At 36.1% G+C, this 17,740-nt stretch carries 14 protein-coding genes; 10 read left to right on the forward strand and 4 right to left on the reverse strand.

Translation table 11 applies throughout. The annotated features are described in order from the left end of the window. Nucleotides 1–140 precede the first annotated feature (140 nt). Both GWR14_RS12300 and GWR14_RS12305 read left to right on the forward strand, forming a co-directional pair. Nucleotides 141–605 carry a thioredoxin family protein gene (locus tag GWR14_RS12300; RefSeq protein WP_163409319.1) on the forward strand — a complete coding sequence of 155 codons (465 nt, stop codon included), beginning with the start codon at nt 141–143 and terminating at the stop codon, nt 603–605. 129 nt (nt 606–734) lie between these two features. Beyond that, on the forward strand, nt 735–1,145 hold the full coding sequence (locus tag GWR14_RS12305; RefSeq protein WP_163409320.1) for a BrxA/BrxB family bacilliredoxin: 411 nt from the start codon (nt 735–737) through the stop codon (nt 1,143–1,145). Nucleotides 1,146–1,319: 174 nt separating this feature from the next. Here the strand turns inward: GWR14_RS12305 and GWR14_RS12310 are convergent, their stop codons facing one another. Genes GWR14_RS12310 through GWR14_RS12320 form a run of 3 tightly spaced genes read right to left on the reverse strand, consistent with a single transcriptional unit; the run spans nt 1,320 to nt 7,021 of the window. Beyond that, the gene (locus GWR14_RS12310) at nt 1,320–2,687 is read right to left on the reverse strand and encodes an efflux transporter outer membrane subunit (protein WP_163409321.1); all 1,368 of its coding nucleotides are present in this window, start codon (nt 2,685–2,687) and stop codon (nt 1,320–1,322) included. Further along, the gene (locus GWR14_RS12315) at nt 2,680–5,853 is read right to left on the reverse strand and encodes an efflux RND transporter permease subunit (RefSeq protein ID WP_163409322.1); all 3,174 of its coding nucleotides are present in this window, start codon (nt 5,851–5,853) and stop codon (nt 2,680–2,682) included. The genes GWR14_RS12310 and GWR14_RS12315 overlap by 8 nt, the downstream gene beginning before the upstream one ends. 34 nt (nt 5,854–5,887) lie before the next feature. Further along, nucleotides 5,888–7,021: an efflux RND transporter periplasmic adaptor subunit gene (locus GWR14_RS12320; protein WP_163409323.1), complete on the reverse strand. Its 1,134-nt coding sequence runs from the start codon at nt 7,019–7,021 to the stop codon at nt 5,888–5,890. Nucleotides 7,022–7,272: 251 nt separating this feature from the next. On the opposite strand from GWR14_RS12320, the gene GWR14_RS12325 reads away from it, so the two are divergent. The 8 genes from GWR14_RS12325 (at nt 7,273) to GWR14_RS12360 (ending at nt 16,778) form a co-directional block, all read left to right on the forward strand. Then, nucleotides 7,273–8,235, forward strand: coding sequence for a polyphosphate kinase 2 family protein (locus tag GWR14_RS12325; RefSeq protein ID WP_163409324.1), 963 nt, complete (start codon nt 7,273–7,275; stop codon nt 8,233–8,235). A gap of 135 nt (nt 8,236–8,370) precedes the next feature. Further along, nucleotides 8,371–9,729 carry an oxygen-dependent tRNA uridine(34) hydroxylase TrhO gene (gene trhO, locus GWR14_RS12330; RefSeq protein WP_163409325.1) on the forward strand — a complete coding sequence of 453 codons (1,359 nt, stop codon included), beginning with the start codon at nt 8,371–8,373 and terminating at the stop codon, nt 9,727–9,729. Nucleotides 9,730–9,834: 105 nt separating this feature from the next. Beyond that, on the forward strand, nt 9,835–10,821 hold the full coding sequence (locus tag GWR14_RS12335) for a virulence RhuM family protein (RefSeq protein WP_163409326.1): 987 nt from the start codon (nt 9,835–9,837) through the stop codon (nt 10,819–10,821). A 168-nt stretch (nt 10,822–10,989) separates the two neighbouring features. Then, nucleotides 10,990–12,378, forward strand: a complete 1,389-nt coding sequence (locus GWR14_RS12340; RefSeq protein WP_163409327.1) for a PSP1 domain-containing protein — start codon at nt 10,990–10,992, stop codon at nt 12,376–12,378. Continuing rightward, nucleotides 12,362–12,841 carry a gliding motility lipoprotein GldH gene (locus tag GWR14_RS12345; protein ID WP_163409328.1) on the forward strand — a complete coding sequence of 160 codons (480 nt, stop codon included), beginning with the start codon at nt 12,362–12,364 and terminating at the stop codon, nt 12,839–12,841. The genes GWR14_RS12340 and GWR14_RS12345 overlap by 17 nt, the downstream gene beginning before the upstream one ends. Nucleotides 12,842–12,850: 9 nt before the next feature. Further along, nucleotides 12,851–15,160: a penicillin-binding protein 1A gene (locus tag GWR14_RS12350; RefSeq protein WP_163409329.1), complete on the forward strand. Its 2,310-nt coding sequence runs from the start codon at nt 12,851–12,853 to the stop codon at nt 15,158–15,160. Between the two features lie 168 nt (nt 15,161–15,328). Continuing rightward, complete coding sequence (locus GWR14_RS12355; protein WP_163409330.1) at nt 15,329–16,030, forward strand: CoA transferase subunit A; 702 nt, start codon at nt 15,329–15,331, stop codon at nt 16,028–16,030. Nucleotides 16,031–16,118: 88 nt separating this feature from the next. Beyond that, nucleotides 16,119–16,778 (forward strand): CoA transferase subunit B, encoded by a 660-nt coding sequence (locus GWR14_RS12360; RefSeq protein WP_163409331.1) that lies wholly within the window; start codon nt 16,119–16,121, stop codon nt 16,776–16,778. A 112-nt stretch (nt 16,779–16,890) separates the two neighbouring features. Here GWR14_RS12360 and GWR14_RS12365 read toward each other — a convergent pair whose 3' ends face one another. Further along, on the reverse strand, nt 16,891–17,649 hold the full coding sequence (locus GWR14_RS12365) for a GH12 family glycosyl hydrolase domain-containing protein (protein WP_163409332.1): 759 nt from the start codon (nt 17,647–17,649) through the stop codon (nt 16,891–16,893). Between the last annotated feature and the right edge of the window lie 91 nt (nt 17,650–17,740).

Below are 17,740 nucleotides of genomic sequence, written 5' to 3' on the forward strand. Positions count from 1 at the left end.
AAAAGGATTTTTCGTTTGTCAGGCTGAGCGGAGTCGAAGCCCTCGTTCCAATTGGAGCGCCCTTCGACTCCACTCAGGGTAACAGGTGAGATGAAAGAATCCTTTCTAATCCTTTATCAGTGATTAAAAAACAAATAACAATGAAAAAGCTACTTCTACTTATTTTCTTTTTCGGAATAACTTCAACAAGCTTCTGCCAATTAAAAAGCAGAACTTTTGAAGAGGTAGATAGCTTACAACAAATTCAAAAACGAAAAATCATTGTTTTTATCCATACCGATTGGTGCCAGTTTTGCCAAAGGATGAAAGCCAAAACCTTTAAAAATCAAGAGATTATCCAAAAACTAAACTCTAATTTCTATTTCATTAGTTTCAATGCTGAGGAAAGACGATATATAACATTTAATAATCACACTTTTAGATATCAGCCTTCAGGAAACAATGTCGGCATTCATGAACTGGCTTTGCAATTGGGAACACAAAACAATCAAATCGTATATCCCGTTTTGTGTGTTTTGAATGATAAGAATGAGATTATTTTTCAGTATTCAAATTATTTAGATTCAAATGATTTTAAAGTTCTTTTAGAAAAAATGGAAAAATAAACCTGCTTTGTAAAACAGAATTCTGCTATAATCAATCTAACTATAACAAAACTTTATACTTCAAATTAACTAGTTGCGCGTAAACTTTGTAACTTTGCAGTTCAAAAGTAAAATTTAAAAAATAAAAATATGTATCCACAAGAAATGGTAAAACCAATGGAAGCTGAATTAACAGCTGCCGGTTTTCAAGATTTACATAGTGCAGAAGCTGTAGATAATGCTATCAACGCTGAAGGTACCACATTAGTAGTTGTAAATTCTGTTTGCGGTTGTGCTGCAAGAAATGCACGTCCGGGAGCAAAAATGAGTTTGCAGGGAGCAAAAAAACCGGATCATTTAATCACTGTTTTTGCAGGTGTTGATAAAGAAGCTGTTGATGCGGCAAGACAGCATATGTTTCCTTTTCCTCCATCTTCGCCATCTATGGCTTTGTTCAAAAACGGAGAATTAGTTCACATGTTAGAGCGTCACCACATCGAAGGACGTCCAGCTGAGATGATCGCTGAGAATTTGCAAGATGCGTTTAACGAGTTTTGTTAATTTAAGGAACTAAGGTTCTGAGATGCTGAGGTTCTAAGGTTTTAGGTTCAAAGTGACAAAGGTACAGAGGTACAAAGATTTAAAGCAAAAGCACTATTTTCTTAGTGCTTTTGTTGTTTATAAAGTTTTCTAAACCTTAGAACCTTAGAACCTCAGCATCTCAGAACCTTAAAATTAGAGATTCCATCCCCCGCCAAGTGCTTTGTACAACTCAACCATTGAGGTTAATTGTCTTTCTGATAATTGTGCCAGGCTTAATTGTGCATTGAACAAATTTGTCTCTACGTCCAAAACTTCTAAGTAAGAAACGTAGCCACTATCATATCTTTCACGGGAAAGTTTAAAGTTTATTAAAGCAGCATCAACTTGTCTGTTACGGGCTTTCCATTCTTCTTTATAAGTTCTGACGTTTTGGATAGATTGTTCTACTTCAGAAACGGCTCCAATATAGGTTTTTTGATAAGCATATTTGAATTGTTCGGCTTGTTCTCTATTGATTTCGACTCTTTTTTTGTTTTTTCCGAAAGCAAAAATAGGACCTGCAATTCCCGCAGATGCATTTTGCAAGTAGGAACTTCCTAAAAACAAGTTACTCAAATCGGCACTGGCAAATCCAGCAACTGCAGCCAGATTTAATGATGGAAAACGCATTGCCTGAGCTACACCAATTCTTTCATTTGCAGCTTTGTATCTTAACTCTGCTGCTTTTACATCAGGTCTGTTTTCTAATAATGCTGATGGAAGTGAGAGTGGAATTTCGCTAACTATTCGTAATTCTGTATTGCTTTTTCCTCGTGGAATTTCGGTAGGGAGCTGACCGGTAAGTAAGGCAATTGTATTTTCCTGATAGGTTATTTGTCTTTGAATATTTGGAATGGCAGCTTCGGCAATGGCAACCTGCTGTTCAATTTGCACTTTATCAACTTCAGAAATATAACCGCTTTTGAAACGTTGATTAATAATGTCGTAGTATTTCTCTCTGGTCGAAAGTGTTGATTTTGTAATTTCCAGTTGTTCATCAAGATTTCGCATTTGGAAATAAGCTGCTGCGATGTTGGCAACAATTTCCGAAAGCACTACTTTTCGCGCTTCTTCAGTAGCTAAGAGTTCGCTTTGAACCGCATTGTTTTCATGGCGATATTTTCCCCAAAAATCAAGTTCCCAGGACATACTTGCCCCAACATTTGACGGAGTTAAGTTTTTCTCGTTGCTGTTTATAGTTCCTCCGTATTGAAATGTTGGGAATAAATCGGCTTTTGCATAACCTAATTCGGCTCGAAGCTGATTGATTCTGGAAACTGCGATTTTTAGATCATAATTGTTTTTCAGTCCTTTTTTAACCAAGTCTTTTAAAACATCATCGTTAAATAGATCAAACCATTTTAAATTGGTGACGTTTGCCAAACTATCTAAGTTTCTTTCATTTCTGTAAGAATCAGATTGTTGTTGTTCTGGCTTGCTATATTTTGGTCCAACCATACAACCCACGGGAAATAGTATGAGGACAAATATAACAGCGACTATTTTATATCTCTTAATCATGGTCAGAAGTATTTGATTCCACATTATGTCCGTCTGTCTGAATTGTATCCTCTTTCTTTTTTCCGATGTTTTCGATCATTACAAATAAGCCAGGTACAATTAATACACCTAAAATCGTGGCGATCAACATACCGCTAAATACCGCCATTCCCATTACAATACGTGCCTGTGAACCAGCACCGGTCGCCGTAAGCAACGGAACAACACCGAGAATAAAGGCAAAGGCTGTCATCAAAATCGGACGGAAACGAAGCTTCGCCGCAACCATAGCCGATTCATAAAGCGGTTTTCCTTTTTCGTATTCTTCTTTGGCAAACTCCACAATCAGAATGGCATTTTTGGCCACAAGCCCGATTAAAAGTACAAATCCAATTTGTGCAAATACATTGTTGACATATTCATCGCTTCCAAATCTGGCTAGCATCAGACCTAATAAGGCGCCAAAAACAGCAAATGGAGCTCCAAGCAAAACGCTGAAAGGCAGTTTCCAGCTTTCGTATTGTGCTGCAAGAATTAAGAATACAAAAACCAAAGCCATTGCAAACACCATTCCTCCTCCCGGAGAATGTTTTTCCTGATATGATAAGTTGATGTAATCGTAACTCATATCAGCAGGCAGTGTTGTTTTTGCAACTTCTTCTAATGCATCCATTGCCTGTGTAGAGCTGTAGCCATCGTTTGGAGCACCTCCAATTTCTGCCGACCTAAATAAGTTAAGACGGTTCGTAAAATCAGGACCCGAAACCTTTGTTGCCGTCACTAAAGTTGATACGGGCAACATATCCCCTTTATCATTTTTTACATAAATCAGATTCAAATTTTCGGGTTTAACGCGATCAACAGCTTCACCTTGTATATAAACTTTGTATTGACGACCAAATCGGTTAAAATCATTTACATAAGTTCCACCTAAAAATGTGCCTAATACTTCTGTAACTTTTGAAACTGGTACGCCTAATTTCATGGCTTTATCATTGTCAATTTCTAGTTTAATTTGAGGTGTACCTGCATTATAAGTGGTATAAATTCTTTTTATTTCGGGACGTTTTTGAGCCTCAGCAATAAAAGCCTGAGTCTGGTGGGCCAGATATTGTGGTGTATTTCCACCTCTGTCCTGAAGCATCATACTAAATCCGGCTGACGCTCCTAATCCCTGAATCGCTGGCGGACCAAAAGCCATAACAGTAGCACTTGTAATTTGTCTTGCAAATTGAGCATTGAGTTTATCAGCTATTTTTTTTGCTGTTAATGTTCTTTCTTCCCAAGGCTTTAAAGCAATAAATATAAAACCATTTGCAGGCAAATACGAACTTGTAAGTAAACTGTATCCGTTAATGGTAGTATAACAGTCTAATGTTTCTTCTTTTGCTAAAATAGATTCAATTTTTCTCGTTACTTCATCGGTACGCTGTAAGGAAGAGGCCGGTGGAGAGCTTATATTAACTAATATGTAGCCTTGATCTTCTTCAGGGATAAATCCTAACGGAACTTTCTTGCCCAAGAAGACCACTGCACATAAAATGACTACTAATAAAACAACGATTCGAAGTGCTTTTTTTGCAAAGAAAGTAGCTCCTTTAATGTATCGATCGGTGACATTTTCAAAGATTCTATTAAAACTGGCAAAAAATTTAGCCAGCCATCCTGTTTGTTCTTCTACTGGTTTTGTTGGTTTTAAGAGCATCGCACAGAGCGCCGGACTCAGAGACAATGCACTAAATGCAGAGAATGCTACCGAGACGGCGATGGTTATGGCAAATTGCTGATAAAAACGTCCTGTGATTCCCGGGGTCATTGCTACGGGTACAAACACCGCGATCAAGATTAAGGCAATTGCAATTACAGGTCCGGAAACTTCTCGCATGGCCTGAATCGTGGCTTCCTTGGGGGTTTTACCATGCTCTATATGATGGACGACGGCTTCAACAACTACAATGGCATCATCGACGACAATACCAATTGCCAATACGAGTCCTAAAAGTGAAAGTGTATTTATCGAAAATCCCAATAATGGAAAAACGGCAATAGTTCCAATTAATGATACGGGAACAGTAATCAACGGAATTAAAGTTGCACGCCAGTTTTGAAGAAATATAAACACAACGAGTATTACTAAAAATATAGCTTCAACAAGTGTATGAAGAATATCTTCAACCCCGGCCGTAATAGCTGTTGTTGTATCTAAAGAAACCTGATATTCAACATTTGCAGGAAATCGCTTAGAAATTTCTTCCATAGCCGCTTTTGCTTTTGCGGCTACATCTAAAGCGTTACTTCCGGGCATTTGAAATACTCCAATTGCCGCGCTTGGCTTACCGTTTCTACGGGAGGTTGAACTGTAATTTTCAGTACCTAATTCAATTCTTGCGATATCGCTTAGAAGCACTTGTGATCCGTCTTCTTTGCTTTTTACGATAATCTCTGAGAATTGTTTTTGTGTTACAAGTCGGTCTTGCAGTGTCACGCTATAAGTGAAATCTGTTCCAAGAGGGGCTGGTTCAGCACCAAATTTTCCTCCGGGCGTAATCATATTTTGGTCGTTCAATGCTTTTTTGACTTCATCAACAGTGACGCCAAGACTGCTCATTTTGCCAGGTTTAAGCCAAACTCTCATAGAATATTCACTTCCGGCAAATAGAAAACAGTCTCCAACTCCTTTTATACGTGCAAGTGCATCGATAATATTGATATAAGCATAATTGTTTAAAAAGACTCCATCATACTTAGGATCTGATGATGTTATGGTAAAAATCATCATCGGAAATGACAGTGATTTTTTAATCGAAACACCTTGTTGTTTAACACTTTGTGGCAAAAAAGGTTCAGCCTGCTTTTCTTTATTCTGCGTAAGCATATTGGCATTGTCCAAGTCTGTACCTACATCAAATGTTACTTCGACAGTTAATGCTCCGTCAGAAGTGTTGATGGATTTCATGTATAACATGTTTTCTACACCATTCACTTTCTGCTCAATCGGAGTCGCTACAGCTTGTTCGACATTTATGGCGTTTGCACCTGTAAAAGAAGTTGTAATTTTTACTAAAGGCGGAACAATATCAGGATATTGAGCTACTGGTGTTTTCTGTAAAGCCAGTAATCCAAGTATAATAATGATGATACTGATTACCATGGCAACAATTGGTCGTCTGACAAAAAATTCTCCCATAATGATGTTTCTAAATTAATTAGTTAGTACAGAATTAATTAATTGCTTTTCCTGGAGCCCATTCTTTAGTTTGTGGCGCTATAATATTGCCACTTTTTAATTGAGATGTTCCTCCAAGAGCAATTTTGTCAGAGGCTGTTAATCCATCAGTAACGATGTAGGAGTCTTTGAAAGCTGGTCCAAGTTTTACCTCTTTCATTTCAACCTTATTGTTTGCACCCAAAACATAAACTTGGGTAATTCCCTGCATTTCTATGACAGAGCGCTGAGGTATAATGATGGCATCTTTATGGATATCGGTTACAACATGAATTTTCACATATTGACCCGGACGAATCAATTGTTGCGGATTTGCGAATGAAGCTTCAAAAGTTACGGCGCCGGTAGCAGGATCAATTTGTCTGTCGGCAAAACTGATTTTTCCTGTTTCCGGATAGGGAGTCCCGTCAGATAATAAAATAGAAATTGATTTTGCTTCGCTTTTTAAATCAGAATCTTTCTTTGACATTTCTCTGAAAATCCGAAGGAATTCCTGTTCACTCATTGTAAAACGAACTCTTACATCTCCTAAATCAGAAACGGTATTTAAGACAGAAGCTGGACCCGGACGTACATAATCACCGACTCTTACTTTTGATATTCCGATTAAACCGGAAATTGGTGCAACAATATTACAATAGCTTAATTCTATTTTTGAATTTCTTACATTAGCTGTTGCCGCGTTAATAGACGCCTGAGAAGCATTATAAGCTGCTTTGGCTCCTATAAATTCTCTCTGGCTAATGGCGTTGGTTTTAACCAACGGCTCCATCATTTCATAATCAGATTTGGTTTTGGCTAATCTGGCTTGCATCTCAGCTAGTCTACCTTCTGCTTCTGTAACTTTATTGTGAAACGGCAAAGGATCTATGGTATACAATAACTGTCCTTTGTGTACCAAACCTCCTTCTTTGAAATTCAGACTCAGTATCACACCATCGACTCGAGGATTAATTTGAATATCTGATTGACCATAGGTTTGTCCTGTAAATTCTGATTCCAGTTTTACATCTTGCTGTAGAACCCGTACAATTGGAACTTCTAATGGAGGTGGGGTTGGTGGCGTTTCTTTTTTGCAGGATAATAGTGAAAAAAGTAAGAAAATTGCCGGAGTGTAAATTTTGTTCATTTTTAATCATTTTTTAAATCACATTAAAACTCAACTAATTAAAAATCAAATAATTCCAAAGCTAAGTTAACATTTTTTTTAATTAAAATTTGAAATAATACTTTCATTTCATTTTTTTAGTTAAATTTATATTTATTTGATTATCAGCCAATAACACCAAAAGTTAAATGACGTAAAATACCGTTAAATAATCTCTCTTTGATAAAAATAATTTCAACAGAATCATAACAAACTCTCAAATATTAATACCTATGTCGGAAAAAAATAAAAAACACATAAGCAATTCTGAAACAATTCCTGGCGATTCACAAAAGTTAAATAAAAAAGAACTTCTTCAGCGTGCTAAAAAATTTTCAGAGCAATATTGTGTTGGAGATAATAAGGATTTCAAACTTAGGGATTGGACTACTTCTGATTCGATAAACGAAAAAAAATCAACCGTTAAAAAAACATTGAAAATGGGTGTAAAGGCATTGGCCGCTATGCAGGATATTTTGTATGCTCAGGATAAATGGTCAGTTCTTATTATTTTTCAGGCAATGGATGCTGCAGGAAAAGACGGTGCTATCAAACATGTGATGTCTGGGATAAATCCTCAGGGTTGTCAGGTTTCATCTTTTAAAGCACCAAGTTCCGAAGAGTTAGATCATGATTTTTTATGGCGTTGCCAAAAGCATTTACCGGAAAGAGGCCGTATCGGTATATTTAATCGTTCTTATTATGAAGAAGTTCTGGTAGTTCGTGTGCATGAACAGATTTTAAAAGGTCAAAAACTTCCGGAAAAACTCATAACAAAAGATATTTGGGAAAACCGCTTTGAAGACATTCGTAATTTTGAAAAATACCTGAATAGAAATGGAACCGTTGTCATTAAGTTTTTTCTGAATGTTTCCAAAGAAGAACAAAAGAAAAGATTTATAGAACGTGTTGATAATCCTGATAAAAACTGGAAATTCAGTGCTGCCGATGCCAAAGAAAGAGGCTATTGGAATGATTATATGTTTGCTTATGAAGAGCTGATCAAAAACACTTCAACCAAAAAATCACCTTGGTACGTTATTCCTGCTGATGATAAATCGTATGCCAGAATTGCTATAGCCTCAGCCATTATTCATGCTTTAGATGAAATGGATTTAGAATATCCAAAAGTAAGCGATGAAAAAATTGCAGAACTTAATGTCGTAAAACAGTCATTACTTGATGAAAAAGAATAACATTTTACAACAATCTGCATAGTTAGTTTTTTACTTTTTAAATCTTAGAAACTCCAAAGTTTTTGCAACTTAGTCCCTTTTTCTTTAACTTTGCCACTCATAAAAATAATTTCTAAACTTAAAACTGTTTATAGCATGCAACTGTATAACACTTTGAGCGCAGAAGAAAGAGCCATCATGATCGATGATGCAGGTAAACAACGACTAACGTTGTCTTTCTATGCGTATGCCAAAATTCAAGATCCCAAAAAATTTCGTAATGATTTATTTGTAGCCTGGAACGCACTTGATGCCTTAGGCCGAATTTACGTTGCAACTGAAGGAATAAATGCTCAGATGAGTATTCCTGAAGAAAACCTGGAAGCTTTTAGAGAAACTCTGGAAGTTTATGATTTCATGAAAGGTATACGACTAAATGAAGCTGTAGAACATGATGACCATTCCTTTTTAAAACTGACCATTAAAGTTCGCGATAAAATCGTTGCCGACGGTTTAAACGACGACACTTTTGATGTCACCAATATAGGCATTCACCTGAAAGCCGCAGCATTCAACGAAATCCTCGATGATCCAAACACGATTGTCGTAGATTTTAGAAATCACTACGAAAGTGAAGTTGGACATTTTAAAAATGCAATCACTCCGGATGTTGAAACATTTAGAGAAAGTTTACCTATAATTAACGAACAGCTTCAGGATCATAAAGAAGATAAAAATCTGGTAATGTATTGTACCGGGGGGATTCGTTGTGAAAAAGCAAGTGCTTATTTTAAACACCAGGGCTTCAAAAACGTTTATCAATTGGAAGGCGGTATTATTAATTACGCTAAACAATTGAAAGAAGAAGGTTTAGAAAGCAAATTCATTGGTAAAAATTTTGTATTTGATAATCGTCTTGGTGAAAGAATTACTGATGATATTATTTCTCAATGCCACCAATGCGGAAAACCTTGTGATAACCACACGAACTGTGAAAATGACGGATGCCATTTACTATTCATTCAATGTGATGAATGTAAAACTGCAATGGAAAACTGCTGTTCTACAGAATGTTTAGAGGTTATCCACATGCCTTTGGTTGATCAGGTCAGACTTAGAACCGGCAAACAAGTAGGAAACAAAGTTTTCAGAAAAGGGAAATCGGAAAATCTTAAATTCAAACATTCAGGAGAATTACCAAACTCAGCTTTGGGCGCAGCGGAAAAACCAGCTGATATTCGTCAAAAAGTAAAAGTAAAAAAAGTACTTCTTGGAAAAGCAGAACATTATTATGTAAAAGCACAGGTTGGACAATTTACGGTTGAAAATCACGAATTAAACAGTGGCGATAAAATACTTATTTCAGGCCCTACAACTGGCGATCAGGAATTAGTTTTAAATAAAATCATTGTTAACGGAACAGAAACTCAATCTGCTAAAATTGGCGATAAAGTTACTTTTGAAGTTCCGTTCAGAATCAGATTGTCTGATAAAATATATAAGATTTTAGGGTAAATTTTTATTCTAAAAATGAATTTCAAAACCTATTTTGTGATAAACAGAATAGGTTTTTTTTATAGACATTGGTTACATTTGTTAAAATACTTTACCTAAATATTTATGGCAGAAGATTTAAAAAAGTTTGTATTATACACGGCTCCAAGTGGAGAAATTCGAGTTGATGTTTTGCTTCAAAATGAATCGGTGTGGTTGACTCAGAAAGCGATTGCAGAGTTGTTTGGTGTACAAGTTCCTGCAATTAGTAAGCATTTTAAAAATATTTTTGAGGAAGGAGAATTAATCGAATCTTCAGTTGTTTCCAAAATGGAAACAACTGCTTCTGACGATAAAAATTACATTACAAATTACTATAACCTTGACGCCATAATTTCCGTTGGTTACAGAGTAAATTCTGCCAAAGCCACACAATTTCGAATCTGGGCAACGCAAACTTTAAAAGAATACATTATCAAAGGTTTTGTTTTAGATGACAATCGCTTAAAACAAGGCCAGACTATTTTTGGTAAAGATTATTTTAAAGAATTACTACAAAGGGTTCGTTCAATTCGGGCGAGTGAAAGAAGAATTTACCAGCAGGTAACCGATATTTTTGCAGAGTGCAGTATTGATTATGACAGCAATTCTGAAATAACTAAAAACTTCTACGCCACAGTTCAAAATAAATTTCATTTTGCAATAACAGGCAAGACAGCTGCTGAAATTATCTTTAAAACGGCAGATGCGCAAAAAGAAAATATGGGATTGACCACATGGAAAAACAGCCCAAACGGACGGGTTTTAAAATCAGATGTTGTGATTGCTAAAAATTATTTGGAAGAAAAAGAAATCAAACAATTGGAACGCACGGTAACTGGATTTTTTGATTATATCGAAGGATTGATTGAGCGCGAGAATACTTTTACTATGGAGCAACTAGCAACAAGTGTTAACAAATTTCTCAGCTTTAATGATTATAAAATTCTGGAGGGAAGAGAAAAGATCTCTAAAATACAAGCGGATAAAAAAGCAATCATTGAATATGATGTTTTCAATAAATCCCAAAAAATAATTTCTGATTTTGATAAAGAAATAAAAAAGCTAAAATAACGAGTTTAAAAATCTTAATTAACCTATTTTGTGTAAAACAGAGTAGGTTTTTTTATTTAACAAGTCTTTAGTTTTAATCCATAAAATGCAAACTAAAAAAAATACTATCTTTACCGATCAAACGTTTATGAACTTAAGTTGCACTTTTGCAACACTACATATATAATTATGGCATGTACAAGTTGTTCAACCTCAGATGGCGGCGCACCAAAAGGTTGTAAAAATAATGGGACTTGCGGTACCGACAGCTGCAATAAATTGACAGTTTTTGACTGGCTTTCGAATATGAGTCCGTCTAATGGAGAGGCGATTTTTGATTGTGTTGAGGTTCGTTTTAAAAACGGACGCAAGGAATTCTTTAGAAATTCAGAAAAATTAACTTTAAGTATTGGTGATATTGTAGCAACTGTTGCATCACCCGGACATGATATCGGAATTGTTACTTTGACAGGAGAATTGGTAAAAATTCAAATGAAGAAAAAAGGAGTGAATTACGAAAGTAACGATGTTCCGAAAATTTACAGAAAAGCATCTCAAAAAGATATTGATATCTGGTCTGTGGCACGTGATCGTGAAGAACCAATGAAAGTTCGTGCTCGCGAACTGGCGATTCAGCATAAGCTGGAAATGAAAATTTCAGATATTGAATTTCAGGGAGACGGATCAAAAGCGACTTTTTACTACACAGCAAATGACCGTGTCGATTTTAGAATGCTGATTAAGGATTTTGCTAAAGAATTCAGTACGAGAGTCGAAATGAAACAAGTAGGTTTCCGCCAGGAAGCGGCTCGTTTAGGCGGAGTTGGCTCTTGCGGACGTGAACTTTGCTGTTCTACCTGGTTAACCGATTTCAGAAGTGTAAATACCTCTGCAGCCCGTTACCAGCAATTATCTTTAAATCCGCAAAAATTAGCCGGACAATGCGGTAAACTAAAATGCTGTCTGAATTATGAGTTAGATACTTATATGGATGCTTTAAAAGATTTTCCGGATTACGACACTAAATTAGTGACAGAGAAAGGAGATGCCGTCTGCCAAAAACAAGATATTTTTAAAGGATTAATGTGGTTTGCTTATACCAATAACTTTGCAAACTGGCACGTCTTAAAAATTGATCAGGTAAAAGAAATTATTGCCGAAAACAAACAGAAAAATAAGGTTTCTTCTTTGGAAGATTTCGCTATCGAAGTAACTTCAGAACCTGAAAAAGATTTTAATAATGCGATGGGGCAGGAAAGTTTGACCCGTTTTGACCAGCCTAAAAAGAAGAAAAAACCAAATCGCAAGCGTAAACAAAATGCTGAAGCGGCAAGCGTTGGAGCTCCGGCAAAACCTCAACAGGAGAAAAATATCAACCACGCTAAACCAGCAGGAAATAATACCAATCCGAACAATGGTAATACGAATAAGCCAAACAATCAAAACAATCCGAATAAGCAAAATCATAAGAAAAAGCATAATTCGAATAAAAACAATCCGAATAAGCCCAATTCAAATGAAAATAAACCTGCTGAAGCCAGAAAACCAATAATAAACAAAAATGAGAATAAAAAATAGCGGAATTCTTCTTTTGGCAGCAATACTTCTTTTTTCATGTGATAAAAAAAGAGTATTTGATGAATACAAATCTGTTGGCAGTGCGTGGCATAAAGACAGTATCGTAACCTTCGATCTGCCGGTTTTAGACTCCACAAAACGGTACAATTTATTTGTAAATGTGAGAGATAACAACAATTATCCTTTCAATAATTTGTTTTTAATTGTAGCCATTGAAATGCCAAACGGATTCACAAAAGTGGATACCCTTGAATATCAAATGGCAAACCCTGACGGAACACTTTTAGGGAATGGTTTTTCGGATATTAAGGAAAGTAAATTGTATTTAAAAGAAAATGTGAAGTTTAGAGGTAAGTACAAAGTACACATTAAACAAGCTGTAAGGCAATCAGGAAAAATTCCCGGAGTACAGGAATTAGAAGGGATTACAGATGTAGGTTTTAGAATAGAACAAAAAGATTAGAAAATAGTTATGGCTACTAAAAAAAACAATCAGACAAATACAGTAAAAGATATTAAATACTATCAAAAAAAATTCTGGAGGATTTTTGCTTATGGACTATTAGGTATTCTGGCCTTCTTTTTATTTGCTTCCTGGGGGCTTTTTGGCTCAATGCCTTCTTTTGAAGATTTAGAAAATCCGGACTCTAATTTAGCTACTGAAATTATTTCTTCTGATGGAGTTGTAATTGGTAAATACTTTAAAACCAACAGGTCACAACTTAAATATTCTGACTTGCCAAAAAATTTGGTTGAAGCTCTTGTAGCTACTGAAGATGCCCGTTTTTATGAACATTCAGGAATTGACGGACGTGGTACTTTAAGAGCTATTTTTACTTTAGGAACTAATGGTGGTGCTAGTACCCTGACACAGCAATTAGCGAAACAATTATTTCATGGAGAAGGTTCTAAATTTCTTCCTTTTAGAATTGTACAAAAAATAAAAGAATGGATTATTGCCATCCGTCTGGAAAGACAATATACCAAAAATGAAATTCTGGCCATGTACTGCAACGTTTATGATTTCGGAAATTATTCTGTTGGTGTAAGTTCAGCTGCACAGACCTATTTCTCCAAAGATCCGAAAGATTTAACAGTAGACGAGTCGGCTATATTGGTTGGGATGTTCAAAAACTCAGGGTTATACAATCCTGTTCGTAATCCTGAGGGTGTTAAAAATCGCCGAAATGTAGTGCTTTCACAAATGGCAAAAGCAAAAATGATTACTGATTCTGAAAAAACAAGACTACAGGCATTACCAATTTCCTTAAAATTCAAATTAGAAAGTCACCGTGAAGGTATAGCTACATATTTCAGGGAATATCTTCGTGATTACATGAAAAAGTGGATGGCAGATAACAAAAAACCTGACGGATCTGATTATGACATTTACAAAGACGGTCTTAAAATTTATACCACTATAGATTCAAGAATGCAGGCTTATGCAGAAGAAGCAGTTTCTGAACACATGAAAAATTTGCAGCAGCAGTTTTTTATTGAAATGAAAAACAATAAAAATGCTCCTTTCGTAAATATCACTCAGGCAGAAACCGACAGAATTATGATGCAGGCCATGAAAAATTCTGTTCGTTGGGCTCAGATGAAAGAAATGGATAAAAGCGAAGACGATATTATTGCTTCATTCAAAGTAAAAACAAAAATGCGTGTGTTTACCTGGAAAGGAGAACGTGATACTACAATGACTCCAATGGATTCTATTCGTTATTACAAACACTTTTTGCAATCCGGTTTAATGGCAATGGAACCTCAGACAGGAGCGATTAAAGCGTGGGTTGGAGGAATCAATTATAAATATTTCCAATACGATCACGTTGGACAAGGCGCAAGACAGGTAGGTTCTACTTTTAAACCATTCGTTTATGCAACAGCAATTGAGCAATTAAATATGTCTCCTTGTGATTCTATTTTAGATGGGCCGTTTATGATTCATAAAGGACGCCACCACGTAACTGAAGATTGGGAGCCGAGAAACTCTGATTACAGATACCGTGGGATGGTTACTTTAAAACAAGCTTTGGCAGCATCTATCAACACCGTTTCTGCTAAATTAATTGACAGAACAAGTCCTGAAGCTGTTGTAGAACTCACACGAAAATTAGGCGTTAAAACTGAAATTCCGGTACAGCCTTCTATCGCATTAGGAGCTGTTGATATTACAGTAGAAGATATGGTGGCAGCTTACAGCACATTTGCCAATCAGGGAGTTTATGTAAAACCACAATTTTTAAGTAAAATTGAAAACAAAAGCGGTGAGGTTATTTATGAACCAATTCCGGAATCGCATGATGTTTTAAACAAAGACATCGCTTTTGCTGTAATCAAACTACTTCAGGGTGTTACAGAAAGTGGTTCGGGTGCACGTTTGCGTACACAAGGCGGAGGTAGCGGAGATAACCGTTGGACAGGTTATCCATACATGTTCACAAATCCTATTGCAGGTAAAACCGGAACAACTCAAAACCAGTCAGATGGTTGGTTTATGGGTATGGTTCCAAATCTGGTTACGGGGGTTTGGGTAGGCTGTGAAGACCGTTCTGCACGTTTCAAAAGTTTGACTTATGGTCAGGGAGCTACAGCAGCATTACCGGTTTGGGCGTACTTTATGAAAAAATGTTATGCAGATCCTGCACTTCAAGTTTCAAAATCAGAGTTTGAACGTCCAGCTAATCTTTCAATCAAAGTGGATTGTTACAGCAGACCTGCTGCTGTTGTAAAAGACACAACTCAGACAGAACAAAATACAGAAGAGTTCGAACTATAATTTTAGCTTTTTAGAATATAAAATATCCTTTTGTTACCATCTTTATTTAGATGAATACAAAAGGATATTTTTTTTAATATAACGTTTTTATTTTTTTACGAAATCGTTATAATTCAATCCTAAAATCGTATTTTTATCAAAAATAGCCAGTAATAAAGAGCGTTTGTTATGATTACAAAAAAAGTAAACACTGTTCAGGAAGCCATAGCAGGTATCGAATCCGGAATGACCATCATGTTTGGAGGATTTGGTTTGTGCGGAATTCCTGAAAATACGATTGCAGCATTAGTAAAAACCCAAATTTCAGATTTAACCTGTATTTCTAATAATGCAGGGATTGATGATTTTGGTTTAGGACTGCTTTTGCAGAAAAAACAAATCACAAAGATGATTTCTTCGTACGTTGGCGAAAATGCCGAGTTCGAGCGCCAAATGCTTTCGGGTGAACTGGAAGTTGAACTTACTCCGCAAGGAACCTTAGCCGAAAAATGTCGTGCCGCTCAGGCCGGAATTCCTGCTTTCTTTACTCCCGCTGGTTACGGAACCGAAGTTGCCAAAGGAAAAGAAGTACGTGAATTCAATGGAAAAATGCATATCATGGAAGAAGCCTTCAAAGCCGATTTTGCTATTGTAAAAGCATGGAAAGGCGATGAAGCCGGAAATCTTATCTTCAAAGGAACTGCCAGAAACTTTAATGCATGTATGGCTGGTGCCGGAAAAATCACAATTGCAGAAGTTGAAGAATTAGTTCCAGTTGGCACTTTAGATCCAAATCAAATTCATATTCCCGGAATTATGGTGCAGCGTATTTTTCAGGGAGAAAAGTTTGAAAAGAGAATTGAGCAAAGAACAGTAAGACAGAAGAATTAGATAATGAGATAATTTGTCAATTAGATAATTCTTTACGTTGTTTTAAAATTATCTAATTATCAAATTGACTAATTAGCACATTTTAAATATGGGACTTAGTAAAGAAGATATAGCAAAACGAATTGCTAAAGAAGTTAAAGACGGTTATTTTGTCAATCTTGGAATCGGGATTCCGACTTTGGTGGCAAATTACGTAAGAGATGATATTTCTGTGGAATTTCAAAGTGAAAACGGAGTTCTCGGTATGGGACCTTTTCCTTTTGCCGGAGAAGAAGATGCCGATATCATCAATGCGGGAAAACAAACCATTACCACGCTTCCAGGAGCGAGTTTTTTTGATTCTGCTTTTAGTTTTGGAATGATCCGTAGTCAAAAAGTCGATTTGACAATTTTGGGTGCAATGGAAGTTTCTGAAAATGGAGACATTGCCAACTGGAAAATTCCGGGCAAAATGGTAAAAGGAATGGGAGGCGCAATGGATTTAGTGGCTTCCGCCGAAAATATTATCGTTGCCATGATGCACGTGAACAAAGCAGGAGAATCAAAAATACTTAAAAAATGCACTTTACCATTAACAGGTGTAGGATGCGTTAAAAAGGTCGTAACTGAACTTGCAGTTCTCGAAGTGACCAAAAAAGGTTTTAAGCTCTTAGAACGTGCGCCAGGCATCTCTGTTGAACACATCATCGCTTCAACCGAAGCTGATTTGATAATTGAAGGAGAAATTCTGGAAATGTCAATTAATTAAAAAATAACTCGTTTGTCTTCTAAAAGACATTATTCCTTTTTTGGACATTCGTTAAAATAAAAACAGATTCAATTAATTAGATTGAATCTGTTTTCTAAATATTTTAATAAAATTAGTTGCTAGTAACAGAGTAACTATTACAAGTGTAATTTAATCCGTTTCCGTTAGTACCATAGGAAGAAGTAATTTCAAATCCAAATTGAACATTTCCTACTGTAACATTTCCAATCCATCCTTTATTCTTTATCCAGTTCAAAATTGCTTTTATATCAATAGTGGCATTATTGGTTTTTGTAGTGCGCAAAAATGAATATACATTATTTGCTCCGTTATTTCCTCTAAAAACGTTCCAGGTATGACCGCCAATACTCTGATTTGTATAAACAGGAACGGCATTACCAGCTGACGAATAAGTATAGGAAATAGGTTTAACATTACCCGATCCATCAGCACCTCCCGTATAATTCATCCACAGCATGATTTCATTAGCATTATTACTATCCCAGATGTCATAAGCCGATTCCCAGGCACCGCCAGCAGGTGTAGTAGCACTAAATGTAGTAGTAAGAGTCGTGACTGCACTAAGAACTTTACCAATGTATTTGGTAGAATTTGGGTACGATTTTATTCCGCCGGTATTAGGGTGGTTAGCCCAAACTCCCCATTGGCTGTAACTGTTTGCCCAAATAGACTGACTTCCGGCTCCAGAACCCCAAATGTTGTTATAAACGGTATATCCGCCATTGGACCAACTAGCCCATTGAGCTGATGATGACCAGGAAGCTTTTACTTCTTGATCGTTGTTTTCATCACCTGCTTCACAACTAATAAAAGCAATGCATAACATTGCAAAAAAAATGGTCTTTTTCATAAAACTTAAAAATTATAGGTTAATAATAGTTAAGCTAATTTATTGATTATTTGATAGTTAAATCTTTTAATAATTAAAAAACAATTAACTT

Source organism: Flavobacterium ajazii, assembly GCF_010614725.1.
Classification (GTDB): domain Bacteria; phylum Bacteroidota; class Bacteroidia; order Flavobacteriales; family Flavobacteriaceae; genus Flavobacterium; species Flavobacterium ajazii.

Coding starts and splice junctions, on each gene's coding strand:
- GWR14_RS12320 (WP_163409323.1), bottom strand. CDS start 7,021: ATGAACAAAATTTACACTCCGGCAATTTTCTTACTTTTTTCACTATTA.
- GWR14_RS12340 (WP_163409327.1), top strand. CDS start 10,990: ATGGCATGTACAAGTTGTTCAACCTCAGATGGCGGCGCACCAAAAGGT.
- GWR14_RS12350 (WP_163409329.1), top strand. CDS start 12,851: ATGGCTACTAAAAAAAACAATCAGACAAATACAGTAAAAGATATTAAA.
- GWR14_RS12305 (WP_163409320.1), top strand. CDS start 735: ATGTATCCACAAGAAATGGTAAAACCAATGGAAGCTGAATTAACAGCT.
- GWR14_RS12335 (WP_163409326.1), top strand. CDS start 9,835: ATGGCAGAAGATTTAAAAAAGTTTGTATTATACACGGCTCCAAGTGGA.
- GWR14_RS12315 (WP_163409322.1), bottom strand. CDS start 5,853: ATGGGAGAATTTTTTGTCAGACGACCAATTGTTGCCATGGTAATCAGT.
- GWR14_RS12345 (WP_163409328.1), top strand. CDS start 12,362: ATGAGAATAAAAAATAGCGGAATTCTTCTTTTGGCAGCAATACTTCTT.
- GWR14_RS12310 (WP_163409321.1), bottom strand. CDS start 2,687: ATGATTAAGAGATATAAAATAGTCGCTGTTATATTTGTCCTCATACTA.
- GWR14_RS12325 (WP_163409324.1), top strand. CDS start 7,273: ATGTCGGAAAAAAATAAAAAACACATAAGCAATTCTGAAACAATTCCT.
- GWR14_RS12355 (WP_163409330.1), top strand. CDS start 15,329: ATGATTACAAAAAAAGTAAACACTGTTCAGGAAGCCATAGCAGGTATC.
- GWR14_RS12365 (WP_163409332.1), bottom strand. CDS start 17,649: ATGAAAAAGACCATTTTTTTTGCAATGTTATGCATTGCTTTTATTAGT.
- trhO (WP_163409325.1), top strand. CDS start 8,371: ATGCAACTGTATAACACTTTGAGCGCAGAAGAAAGAGCCATCATGATC.
- GWR14_RS12300 (WP_163409319.1), top strand. CDS start 141: ATGAAAAAGCTACTTCTACTTATTTTCTTTTTCGGAATAACTTCAACA.
- GWR14_RS12360 (WP_163409331.1), top strand. CDS start 16,119: ATGGGACTTAGTAAAGAAGATATAGCAAAACGAATTGCTAAAGAAGTT.